The organism is Bradyrhizobium sp. CB82 (genome assembly GCF_029714405.1).
GTDB lineage: Bacteria > Pseudomonadota > Alphaproteobacteria > Rhizobiales > Xanthobacteraceae > Bradyrhizobium.
The window spans coordinates 2,327,218-2,339,003 of sequence record NZ_CP121650.1; the positions used below are offsets into that span (position 1 = coordinate 2,327,218).

General features: G+C 63.0%; 9 protein-coding genes. 2 read left to right on the plus strand and 7 right to left on the minus strand.

Translation table 11 applies throughout. The annotated features are described in order from the left end of the window. Positions 1-105: 105 nt before the first annotated feature. The 7 genes from QA640_RS11245 to QA640_RS11275 all read right to left on the minus strand — a co-directional run bounded on the left by QA640_RS11245 (position 106) and on the right by QA640_RS11275 (position 8,621). Positions 106-1,045 (minus strand): IS630 family transposase gene (locus QA640_RS11245; protein ID WP_283038893.1). Its coding sequence is split into 2 segments (ribosomal slippage): positions 106-700 and positions 699-1,045, totalling 942 coding nucleotides; the frame shifts between segments, so codons are not numbered across the junction. An 89-nt stretch (positions 1,046-1,134) separates the two neighbouring features. Further along, positions 1,135-1,950, minus strand: a complete 816-nt coding sequence (locus QA640_RS11250) for a Cof-type HAD-IIB family hydrolase (protein ID WP_283040708.1) — start codon at positions 1,948-1,950, stop codon at positions 1,135-1,137. Beyond that, the gene (locus QA640_RS11255; RefSeq protein ID WP_283040709.1) at positions 1,947-2,492 is read right to left on the minus strand and encodes a gluconokinase; all 546 of its coding nucleotides are present in this window, start codon (positions 2,490-2,492) and stop codon (positions 1,947-1,949) included. Before QA640_RS11255 ends, QA640_RS11250 begins: the two co-directional genes overlap by 4 nt. Then, the gene (pgl, locus tag QA640_RS11260; protein ID WP_283040710.1) at positions 2,479-3,228 is read right to left on the minus strand and encodes a 6-phosphogluconolactonase; all 750 of its coding nucleotides are present in this window, start codon (positions 3,226-3,228) and stop codon (positions 2,479-2,481) included. Before pgl ends, QA640_RS11255 begins: the two co-directional genes overlap by 14 nt. After that, a complete protein-coding gene (zwf, locus tag QA640_RS11265; protein WP_283040711.1) occupies positions 3,228-4,742 on the minus strand; it encodes a glucose-6-phosphate dehydrogenase in 1,515 nt (504 codons plus the stop codon). Before zwf ends, pgl begins: the two co-directional genes overlap by 1 nt. 13 nt (positions 4,743-4,755) lie before the next feature. Beyond that, entirely contained in the window at positions 4,756-5,757 is a 1,002-nt protein-coding gene (gnd, locus tag QA640_RS11270) for a phosphogluconate dehydrogenase (NAD(+)-dependent, decarboxylating) (RefSeq protein WP_283040712.1), read from the minus strand. A 14-nt stretch (positions 5,758-5,771) separates the two neighbouring features. After that, positions 5,772-8,621, minus strand: coding sequence for a bifunctional transaldolase/phosoglucose isomerase (locus tag QA640_RS11275; RefSeq protein WP_283040713.1), 2,850 nt, complete (start codon positions 8,619-8,621; stop codon positions 5,772-5,774). Positions 8,622-9,134: 513 nt separating this feature from the next. On the opposite strand from QA640_RS11275, the gene QA640_RS11280 reads away from it, so the two are divergent. Both QA640_RS11280 and QA640_RS11285 read left to right on the plus strand, forming a co-directional pair. Further along, entirely contained in the window at positions 9,135-9,593 is a 459-nt protein-coding gene (locus QA640_RS11280; protein ID WP_283040714.1) for a hypothetical protein, read from the plus strand. Between the two features lie 247 nt (positions 9,594-9,840). Beyond that, positions 9,841-11,784, plus strand: coding sequence for a PrkA family serine protein kinase (locus QA640_RS11285; RefSeq protein ID WP_283040715.1), 1,944 nt, complete (start codon positions 9,841-9,843; stop codon positions 11,782-11,784). Positions 11,785-11,786 lie beyond the last annotated feature (2 nt).

Consider the following 11,786-nt stretch of genomic DNA (forward strand, 5'->3'; position numbering starts at 1 on the left):
ATGGCTTATTGTTTGAGCATGATCTCCGTGCAAACGCGTTCCGCGTTTGTCGCGAGGGAAAACCGCTTCACACCATTCCGGATCATGCTCTAAAGCGTGATGGCATTAAGTTCGATAGCCTGAATTTTTGAGGTAGTTGGCGCATTCCTCTGAGGTAAAGGCATCGAGTGCGTTGCCGATTGCGGTGCAGACTGCGTCGACAGTTCGCGCGGCAGCTTTGCGAAGCAGGTGCTTGAGCTTGGCAAAGACCTGCTCGATCGGGTTCAGGTCGGGCGAGTATTTTGGCAGGAAGAAGAGCTTGGCCCCGACCGAACGGATGAGCTGGCGAACTGCTTTGCTCCTGTGGCTGCCGAGGTTGTCCAAGATGACGATATCGCCGGGTCGAAGGACGGGCAGAAGAACCTTCTCGACATAGGCGCGAAAGCTCACGCCGTCGATCGGCCCCTCGATGAACCATGGAGCATCGATCCGGTCGTGGCGCAGGGCCGCCAGGAAGGTCATAGTCTTCCAGCGGCCGTGGGGAACCTTGGCGTGAAGTCTACACCCGCGCGGCGCCCATCCCCGCAAGGGTGCCATATCGGTCCTGGTCCAGGTCTCGTCGATGAAGACCAGGCGCTCAGCTTCGACGCGATTTTGATACTTTGCCCACTGGGCTCGTCGCCGCGCCACCTCGGGTCGATCCCGTTCGCCAGCCGCCACGCTTTTTTTTGAAGCTGAGCTTCTCGGCATGTACGAAGTCCCAGACCGAGTGGTAGTCGACCTTCAGACCGCGACCGGCAAGCTCGGTAACGAGACCACGTATGGTGAAATCGCCGTCCTTGATCCGCTGCGACAGCCAGACGGCGTGGTCTCCCGAAACAGCCTTCGGCTTGTGACCGCCCATCTGGCCGGGTTCAACGCTGCCGGTCTGCTCGACCCGCTGCATCCAGCCGATAGCCGTGCTGATCGCTACTCCAAACTGTTTGGCCGCCTGATTGCGGGACATCCCGCCCTCGATCGCAGCCACGACACGCTTGCGAAGATCCAGAGAATACGGCTTGCCCATCCATGCTGGCCTCCGTCCAGCCAGCATGATGAATCAGAAACAAGCTGATTTGGGAATCCCAAATCGATTCAACTTAACCCCATCCCGCTTTAGCTGATCCCGTTCCGCTTCAGGATCATCTCGATCGCGCCGGCGAAGCCTTCCTGCTCGTTGGTCGTCGTCACGCAGGTCGCCTCTCGCTTGACGTTGTCGGCAGCGTTGCCCATTGCGATCGACAGGCCGCTCACGCGGAACATCGCAAGGTCATTTTGCATGTCGCCGATGGTCGCGACCGCATTGGTCGAGATGCCGAGCCGTCGCGCCACCGACTGGACGAAGGTGCCCTTGTTGCAGCCGGGCGGGGTGACGTCGAGATAATAGGTCTGCGAGCGGATCGCGGTCGCCTGCGAGCCGAGTGCCTCCTGCATGACCCTCTCGCAAGCCTCCAGATGCGGCGCGTCGGCGCTGGCACCGACGATCTTGCATGCGCTCGACAGATAGGGCGAGAAGTCACTGACGATGGTCGGGTCGGCGCGGATCGCGCGCTTCTCGTGCGGGACATAATCGCCGTCGGGATTGCGGGTGAGCCACTGATCGCTGGTGAAGATCCAGATGTCGGCGCCGAAATCGTCGAGAATCTGCAGGCTGCGCTCGGCGGCAGCGGCCGGAATCAGATGCTGCTCGATCGGTTTCATCCGGGGGTCCACGATCGAGGAGCCGTTGAAGGCTCCGACCGGCAGCGTGAGTGCCAGCGGTTCGATGAGGAAGCGCATGCCGATGCTGGGACGACTGGAGGTGATGGTGAAGCCGATGCCGGCCTCACGCAGCCGCTGCACCGCGGCCTTGGCACGATCGGTGAGCGTCTTGTCCTTGGTCACCAACGTGCCGTCGACGTCGGAGACAACGAGCGAGATGGGTGGCGTCATGACATGGCTCGTTGCGTTTTGGGGCTGCCGAGCTTGAGCTGGCGCAGGACATCGTCGACGATTGCACCGACCGCGGCATCGATCGAGACGGTGATGACGTGCTCGCCGGCGTCGGGAGGCTCCAGCGTCTTGAACTGGCTCGTGAGCAGTTGCGGCGGCATGAAATGGCCCTTACGATGGGCGAGTCGGTCAGCGATCAGCTCCTGGGTGCCTTTCAGGAAGACGAAACGAACGTCGTCGCGGCCGCGCAAAAGCACGTCGCGATAGACGTGCTTCAGCGCCGAGCAGGCGATGATGACGTGGCCGTCCGCCTTGCAGGTCCGCTCGATCTCGTCGGCGATGGCATTGAGCCATGGCCAGCGGTCCTCATCAGTGAGCGGATGACCGGCGGCCATTTTCGCGACATTGCTCGCGGGATGAAAGCTGTCGCCGTCCTCGAAATGCCAGCCGAGGCGCTTGCCGAGCGCCTCCGCGACCGTGCTCTTGCCCGAGCCCGAGACGCCCATCACGATCAACGCGCAGGGTAGTTCAGCGCCCGCCACGAAAGCCCTCCGGAAGCGCGGCTTGGTCGACCAGCCAGACGGTCTCGCCGTTCGAGCGCGCGCGTGTTGCGGGCAGATTCTCGCCATTGAGCAGGCGCGTCAAGATCGGCCGCTTGCCGGCGCCCTCGATTTCAAACAGCATTTCGCGGCAAGAGGCGAGCGCCGGCAATGTCAGGGTCACCCGCGGCACGAAGGGCGCGACATTGGCCTTGGGCACGCCGACCGCCCAGCGGTCGGTCTCCTCGGTCGCAGGGAAGCCGGGAAAGAGCGACGCGGTGTGGCCGTCGGGACCTGCTCCCATCAGGACGAGATCGAACAGCGGCTTTGACGGGTCGAGCCGGTCGGCGCCGTAGAACGTTTGCAGCTCCCGCGCATAGGCGGCGGCGCTCTCGTCCGGTCCACCGGCCGTGGTCGGGATCGGATGGATGTTGGCGGACGGTGCGTCGCGGTCGAGAAACGCCGCGCGTGCCACGTTCATGTTGTTGAGGGGATCGCTCTCCGGCACGAAGCGCTCGTCGCCGATGAACCAGTGCACGCGCTGCCAGCGAATCTTGCTGCGGTAAGCCTCCGTGCCGAGCAGCTGATAGAGCTGCTTCGGGCTCGATCCGCCGGTGAGGCAGATCGCGACGCGGCCGGGATTAGCAGAGATCCGCGCCATCACCCGTTCGGCCGCGGCATGAGCGAGCGCCGCGGCGTCGGCGACGACCATCAACTTTGGCTGGTCCTCCGTCGCCATCAGGAAAACTTCCGCCAGCTTCGCCCGTCGCGCTTCAGGAGTTTGTCGGCGCAGGCCGGGCCGTCGCTGCCGGCGCGATAGGTCTCGATGCCGTTACCGCCTTCCTTCCGCCAGGCGTCGAGGAACGGCTGCACCGCCTGCCAGCCGGCTTCGACGCCGTCGGCGCGCTGGAATAGGATGTTATCACCGATCATGCAGTCGTAGATCAACGTCTCGTAGCCTGTGCTCGGATCGGCCTTGAAATAGTCGCCATAGCGGAACTTCATCTCGACGCCGTCGATCGTGACGCTCGGTCCGGGAATCTTGGCATTGAACTGCAACTCGATGGTCTCGGTCGGCGCGATTCCGATGGTCAGGAAATTCTGCGACAAGCGATCGACCGTGGTGCCGCTGAACATCGACAGCGGCGCCTGCTTGAACTTGATCGCAACCTCGGTCCGCTTGTGAGCCAGCGCCTTGCCGGTGCGCAAATAGAAGGGCACGCCCGCCCAGCGCCAGTTGTCGATCAGGAGTTTTAGTGCCACGTAAGTCTCGGTCGTGCTGCCGGCCTTGACGTCCTCCGTCTTGCAGTAGTCCGGAATATCGGCATCGCCGATGCGGCCTGCCAGATATTGCGCGCGAACCGAGCTGTTCAGCGCTTCCTCTTCGCTCGGCTGCTGGATTGCGGAAAGGACCTCGGCCTTTTCGGAGCGCACGGAATGCGCATCGAAACGGCTCGGCGGCTCCATTGCGACCAGCGAGAGCAGCTGAAAGAGATGGTTCGGCACCATGTCGCGGAGCGCGCCGGTGGCGTCGTAGAAGCCGCCGCGATGGCCCACGCCGAGCCGTTCCTCCACGGTGATCTGGATGTGGTCGATATGGTTGCGATTCCAGATCGGCTCGAACATGCCGTTGGCAAAGCGCAGCACCAGGATGTTCTGTACCGTCTCTTTGCCGAGATAGTGGTCGATGCGGTAGATCTGATGCTCCTCCATGATCTTCAGGAGCTCGGCATTCAGCGCGCGCGCCGAGGCGAGGTCGGTGCCGAAGGGCTTTTCGACCACGAGCCGTCGCCAGGCGCCGTTATCCTCCCGCATCAAGCCGGTGCGGCCGAGTTCGCGCGCGGTCGGCGCAAACGCCGCCGGCGGCGTCGCCAGATAGAACAGCCGGTTGCCACCGGTGCCGCGCGAGCATTCGAGCGCGTCGAGATGCTCACGGAGCGAATCAAAGGAAGGCGGATCCTTCGCATCAGCCTCGACGAAGGTCACGCATTGCAGGAGTTGCTGGGCCACCACGTCGTCCACTGGACGGGTGGCGTGCTCTCGCAGCCCCTTCATCAGGCTGTCGCGCAGTTCGTCATTCGACATGCCCTTGCGGGCGACGCCGACGACGCAGAATTTCTCCGGCAACAAGTTCTCGGCGGCGAGATTGTAGAGCGAAGGGATCACCAGGCGATGGGTGAGGTCGCCGGTGACGCCGAAGATGACGAAGGCGCAATTCTCGGGTCTACGTTTGGGCTGCGGATCTTTTGTCACGAATGGCCGGCCTTCAGGCTTTGGGCTTGGTTGCGCCCGGTTGCTTCGGCTCCTTGTGCCCCCCGAAGCCGGCGCGCATGGCGGAGAGTATTTTCTCCGCGAACGTGTGCTCCTTGCGCGAGCGGAATCGGGCAAACAGCGCCGCCGTCAGCACTTCGGCCGGCACCGCCTCGTCGATCGCCGCATTCACGGTCCAGCGCCCTTCGCCGGAATCCTCCACGAACCCTGAATACTCAGACAGGGTCGGACTGCCTGCGAGCGCGGTCGAGGTGAGGTCGAGGAGCCAGGACGGGATCACGCTGCCGCGCCGCCAGACCTCGGCAATATCGGCGAGGTCGAAATCGAAACGATGATCGGCCGGCAGGGCCTCGATGCTGGCGTTCTTGAGGATGTCAAAGCCCTCGGCATAGGCCTGCATCAGGCCATACTCGATGCCGTTGTGGATCATCTTGACGAAATGGCCGGCGCCGACAGGGCCGGCGTGGATGTAGCCCCGTTCGATACGGGGATCGCGACCCTCACGTCCCGGCGTGCGCGGAACGTCACCTGCGCCCGGCGCAAGCGTGTCGAAGACAGGATCGAGCCGGTCGACCACAGCCTTGTCGCCACCGATCATCATGCAATAGCCGCGGTCGAGCCCCCAGACGCCGCCGGAGGTGCCGACGTCGACATAGTGGATGCCGCGCTCCTTCAGCGCCTTGCCGCGGCGGACGTCGTCCTGCCAGAACGTGTTGCCGCCGTCGATGATGACGTCGCCGGCTTGCATCAGCTTCGAGACTGTCTCGATCGTCGTCTCGGTGATGCGGCCGGCGGGCAGCATCACCCAGACGGTGCGCGGCCTGTCGAGCTTGGCGACGAACTCTTCGAGCGTATTCGCGCCCTGCGCTCCGTCGGCGGCAAGGTCGGCGACAGCCTTGGCGTCCTTGTCATAGACGACGGCCGAATGGCCGTTCCGCATCAGCCGGCGGACGATGTTGCCGCCCATCCGGCCGAGGCCGATCATGCCGAGCTGCATTGACGTATCCTCATTCAGTTCAGCGCATGCGAGAGCGCGGCGTTCAGCGCGGCTAGACCTTTCTTCAGCCCGCCTTTCAGGTGCACGCGGAGCGCGCGTCGTCCGCGCTCGGTCAGCACGTCGAAGTCGCCGCGCGCCTGCGCCGCCTTGATGACGCCAAAGCTCGCCTTCTGGCCCGGCACCGGAAGGTCCTTGGCGTCGTCGGTCGTGATTTGCAGGAACACGCCGCTGTCGGGCCCGCCTTTGTAGGCCTGTCCGGTCGAATGCAGGAAGCGCGGGCCGAATTCCGCGGCGGTGGCGACATGGCGCTTTTCGAGCACCTCCGTCCGCATCGTCTGCAGGGCCTCGATCGTGGCCTTGTCACGCGCGATGTAGCCGAGCAGGGCGACGTAGTCGCCTTGCCGGGAACGGCCGAGATGCGCTCTCAGCCAGGAGGTGAGGTCGCCGTTCGCGCCGGCGGCACGGAGCGCTGCGGCGTTGGCGTCGTCGGTGTAGAGATCGGCGTCCGCGGTGCTGACGACCGGCACTTCGGGCGGCAGCGCGCCGGTTTTCTCGAAGGCCGCGGTGAGCTCGCGGGTCTTGATCTTGGCCGCTTCCACGTCGGGCTGGTCGAACGGATTGATGCCGAGGATGGAGCCCGCGACCGCGGTCGCCATCTCGAAGCGGAAGAACTCCTGGCCGAGGTGGTCGACCGACTTCATGAGGATGCGCACGACGGGATGGCCGGCCTCCTCGAGCGCGGAGAGCATCCCGTCATGGACGGCGTCTGCTTCACCCTCGGTACGGATGTCGATGAAGAAGCGGTCGTTTTTATAGACTGAATGATCGACCAGCGGCTCGCCGTCGATCGGGATCAGGCCCTTGCCTTCCTTGCCGGTCGATTCGGCGATGAGCTGCTCGGCCCAGGCGCCGAAATCGGCGATCTTCTTCGAGGCGTAGATCGTCACCTTGTCGCGGCCTTCCAGGCCGGCAAGACCCATCGCGAGGCCGAGTTGCACGCCGGGATTTTCATGCGGCGGCACGTCCGGTCCGCATGAGCGAACCATCGCGAGCGCATGCCCGATGAAGCTCTTGACGTCTATGCCAGCGGTCGCGGCGGGCACGAGGCCGAAAGGCGAAAGCACCGAATAGCGTCCGCCGATCGAGGGCTCGCCGTGGAATGTGCGGGCATAACTGAGCTTCTTGGCGGCCTTTTCCAGCGAAGAACCGGGATCGGTGACCGCGATGAAGCGGTGGCCGGTCTTCACCGATGGCCCGACCGCCTTGGCGACGCGGTCATAGAAATAATCCTTCATCGCGTTCGGCTCGGTGGTGCCGCCGGATTTGCTGGAGACGATGAAGACGGTATTGGCGAGATCGATCCTGTCTTCCATCGCCCGGACCTGAGCGGGATCGGTTGAGTCAAGCACATGCAGCTTCGGGAAGCCGGCTTTTCTCGCGAACGTCTCGGCCAGAACCTCCGGGCCGAGGCTCGATCCGCCCATCCCGAGTACGACGGCGTCGGAGAATTTCTGGCCCTTCACCCGGTTCGCATAGTCGGCGTAGTCGGCGACATCGGCCTTCGCCGCGCTGTCGAGCCAGCCAAGCCACTTGTTCTCGTCCGTGCCGGTCCAGACCGACTTGTCGCGCTGCCAGAGCCTGCGGATCTTGGCCGCTGCGCGCCACTCCTCGGTGCTCTTGGTCACGGCCTTGCCGAGCCCGTCGCCGAGCGCAAGCTGCTGGCGGTTGATTGCCGTCCCTAGCACGGTGGCGCGCTTGGAGGCGACCGCGCCATAGAGCTTGTCGGCGGCGTCGGCAAACAGCTTCACGCCGTCCTTGACGAGCTCCTCGGTGATTTCGTCAAGCGAGATGCCGGAGCGTTCGAGCTCCTCCAGCACACGGGCGGCGTCCTCGAGATTATCCTCCAGGCTGTCGCGCAGCTTGCCGTGGTCGCGAAACGCATCGAGCGTCGCCGGCGGCATGGTGTTGATGGTGTTCGGCCCGATCAGCTCCTCGACATAGAGGACGTCGCTATAGTCCTTGTTCTTGGTGCCGGTGGACGCCCATAGCATCCGCTGCGGCCGGGCGCCTTTGGCGGCCAGTTTGTCCCAGCGGGGCCCGGCGAACAGGCGCCTGTACTCCTGGTAGGCGAGCTTAGCATTGGCGATCGCGACCTTGCCCTTCAGCGCGGCCAGCCGCTCTTTTTCACTGGGGTCATTGGCGCGGGCGATCTTCTCGTCGAGCTGCTTGTCGACCAGGGTGTCGATCCGGCTGACGAAGAAGCTTGCGACACTTGCGACATGCGACGGATCCCCGCCGCCGGCCACGTATTTCTCCAGGCCCGCGAGATAGGCTTCGGCGACTTCCAGGTAAACTTTTCTGGAGAACAACAGGGTGATGTTGATGCTGATGCCTTCCCCGGTGAGCTGCTCGATGGCCGGAAGGCCCTCCGGCGTCGCCGGCACCTTGACCATCAAGTTTTTGCGATCGACATCCTTCCAGAGCCGCCGGGCTTCAGCGACCGTCCCCTTGGTATCCATCGCCAGATAGGGCGACACCTCCAGGCTGACGAAGCCGTCCTGGCCCTTCAGACGGTTATAGACCGGACGCAGCACGTCGGCGGCATTCTGGATGTCCTCGACCGCGAGCTGCTCGAAGAGGTCGGCGACCGGACGGTCGCCGCGCTTCAGCGCCTTGCCGATCGGGGCGTCATATTCGTCCGAACTGCCGATCGCCTTTTCGAAGATGGACGGATTGGAGGTGACGCCCTTGACGCCGTCGGTCTCGATCAGTCGCTTCAGGTCGCCCTTGGCGATGAAGCCGCGGGCCAGGAAGTCCAGCCAGACGGCCTGTCCGTGCTTTTCCAGTTCTTTGACGGGATTCATGATCTCTCTTTTCTCCGAGCCGGTGGCGGGCGAGGGTTCCAGCGCCCGTCCTGACGCGCTATGGTGTGTTAGCATGACCTCGGGAGGGAACCAACCAAGGGTGTCCGCGTCATACTTCTGAGCATAACTCTATAACTCTGTTGAGATCATAGCGATCCGGCCGATGGGTTGTCCCGTTGCGTGAAAGTTGGCCGCAAGCTGTTCGGCCAGAGCCTGAAGTGCGGCGTCAGCCCTCGCTGAACGGAGTATCGTATCGCGGGCTCAAGCATTTGCCGTGTGGCCGGCGTTAGCTCATTCATGAACTGCCATGCTCATGCTGAGGGATAAGCGTACACGCAAATTCTGACGGCCTTACGATTGCCATCATGCCGCATCGATCGGCCTTTCCGGCTGATCTCGATGTGCCCGACAATCTCGAGGTCGACCCTAGCTCTTCCCGCCGCAGAGGGTTGATTGCGCCGGGGGTCGCTACCTTCGGCTATTGTGGGGTGGCCCGGCGCATATGAGCGTGCTGTGGGCTGCGCGGGGCTCGTCACCTGCCGGCTGATCTGGATGTTGCCGGCCGAGCCGGCGCTGGTCGTCATCGTCAGCCGCTACGGCATCCGCGATCTGCGGAGTGGTAATGAATTCCTGCTGCGGCACTCGATCGAAGACGTTTCGGTGCGCCAAATCCGCGGATGCAAAACCGTCTTGCTCACGTCGACGCTGCGGCGGCAAGTTGGCTGCGTCAGGAGCAGGCGCGCGATCTCGCCGCAGAGTGATGCGGATGTCATTGTCATCGATCCGGCTGGGCTGGCGACGGACTTCGCGACGCTGCTGCGAACCTGCCAGGCTTGCACGACGCGAGCGAACGGCGCACCGCATTGCAGCAGAAGCGCCACCACGAAGCGCAAAGCTTCGCCGTCAAAGCGCCACAAGTTCGCCGCCGGCGGGCAGCTATGCTGCGCTGCCGGATGGGCGCATCCCCGGTAACGCCCGGATGTTGCGGCAGGGCGACATTTGCTGGAAATTAGCGAATACGGGTATAGATTCGCATAAATAACAGGCAGCTGCCTGTTCGTAACTCACCAGGTGCCTACGTTGTGCGTTGCGCCGAGATGGTGCCCGGGTGTCCAATGATCGTCATGTGCTCACGCTGATTCGAAACGGGCGCTAAGGAACGGTCCGGTAACTGCTTTCGTTTCAGCTTGAGTAAGCGGAAATCACGCGGAGAGGGATCATGTACAACGATTCTTTGTTCAACGCTTTCGCTCGGTCGTTCGAGGCGAGAAGCCAGCACGACATGTCGATGGCGGAATATCTGGAATCGTGTCGAAGCGATCCCATGAAATACGCGAACTCAGCGGAGCGACTACTAGCTGCGATCGGTGAACCTCAGACGATTGACACGGCCAAGGACCCACGCCTTGGCCGTATTTTTTTGAACCGCACGATCCGCACCTATCCGGCCTTCGCCGGCTTCTACGGCATGGAAGAAACCATCGAGCGCATCGTCGGTTTCTTCCGTCACGCTGCGCAAGGCCTCGAAGAGCGCAAGCAGATCCTCTATCTGCTCGGGCCCGTTGGCGGCGGCAAATCCTCGCTCGCCGAGCGGCTCAAGTCGCTGATGGAGGTGCAGCCGATCTACGTGCTCAAGGCCGGCGATGAACTCTCGCCCGTGTTCGAAAGCCCGCTCAGCCTGTTTGATCCCGATCATCTCGGGCCGATGCTGGAAGAGAAGTACGGCATTCCGCGCCGGCGCCTCACCGGCCTGATGAGCCCGTGGTGCTACAAGCGGCTCGAGGCCTTCGGCGGCGACATCTCGCAATTCCGTGTCGCCAAGATCCAGCCGTCGCGGCTGCGCCAGATCGCGGTCTCCAAGACCGAGCCTGGTGATGAGAACAACCAGGACATCTCCTCGCTGGTCGGCAAGGTCGACATCCGCAAGCTCGAGACCTACGCGCAGAACGACCCCGATGCGTACAGCTACTCCGGCGGTCTCAACCGCGCCAACCAGGGCATCCTCGAATTCGTCGAGATGTTCAAGGCGCCGATCAAGATGCTGCACCCGCTGCTCACCGCGACGCAGGAGGGCAACTATATCGGCACCGAGAACATCGGCGCGATCCCCTTCACCGGCATCATCCTCGCGCACTCCAACGAGGCCGAGTGGGCGAGCTTCAAGTCCAACAAGAACAACGAAGCCTTCATCGACCGCATCTGCGTGATCAAGGTGCCCTATGTCCTGCGGGTCACCGAAGAGCAGAAGATCTACGAGAAGCTGATCCAGGGCTCCGAGCTGGCATCGGCGCCGTGCGCACCGTCGACGCTGGAGACGATGGCACGTTTCTCGGTGATGTCGCGCCTGCGCAGGCACGAGAATTCCACCCTGTTTGGCAAGATGCGGGTGTATGACGGCGAGAGCCTGAAGGAGTCCGACCCGAAGGCGCGCAGCGTCCAGGAGTACCGCGATGCCGCCGGTGTCGACGAGGGCATGGATGGCGTCTCCACGCGCTTCGCCTTCAAGATCCTGGCGGCGACCTTCAACCACGATCCGCAGGAGGTCGCCGCCGATGCCGTGCACCTGATGTACGCGCTGGAACAGGCGATCCGCCGCGAGCAGCTGCCCGAGGAAACCGAAAAGCGGTACCTCGAATTCATCAAGGCGGAACTCGCCCCGCGCTACGCCGAGTTCATTGGCAACGAGATCCAGAAAGCTTATCTCGAATCCTACACGGACTACGGCCAGAACCTTTTCGACCGCTACGTAGACTATGCAGATGCGTGGATCGAAGACCAGGACTTCAAGGACCCGGATACGGGCCAGCTGCTCGATCGCGAGTTGTTGAACCAGGAGTTGACCAAGATTGAGAAGCCGGCCGGTATTGCCAATCCGAAGGACTTCCGTAACGAGGTCGTCAAATTCTCGTTACGGGCCAGGGCTCAGAACGGTGGCAAGAATCCGAACTGGACCTCCTACGAGAAGATTCGCGACGTGATCGAAAAGCGGATATTCTCTCAAGTCGAGGACCTGCTCCCGGTGATCTCGTTCGGGTCGAAGAAGGACGGCGAGACCGAGAAGAAGCACGGCGAGTTTGTCGCACGCATGGTGGAGCGCGGCTACACCGAGCGTCAGGTTCGCCGGCTTGTCGAGTGGTACATGCGTGTGAAGCAGGCCGGTTGAGG

Bases quoted from the DNA above. Each gene is read 5' to 3' on its own strand.
- pgl (WP_283040710.1), bottom strand. From the start codon at position 3,228: ATGGCGACGGAGGACCAGCCAAAGTTGATGGTCGTCGCCGACGCCGCG.
- QA640_RS11250 (WP_283040708.1), bottom strand. From the start codon at position 1,950: ATGACGCCACCCATCTCGCTCGTTGTCTCCGACGTCGACGGCACGTTG.
- QA640_RS11285 (WP_283040715.1), top strand. From the start codon at position 9,841: ATGTACAACGATTCTTTGTTCAACGCTTTCGCTCGGTCGTTCGAGGCG.
- gnd (WP_283040712.1), bottom strand. From the start codon at position 5,757: ATGCAGCTCGGCATGATCGGCCTCGGCCGGATGGGCGGCAACATCGTC.
- QA640_RS11275 (WP_283040713.1), bottom strand. From the start codon at position 8,621: ATGAATCCCGTCAAAGAACTGGAAAAGCACGGACAGGCCGTCTGGCTG.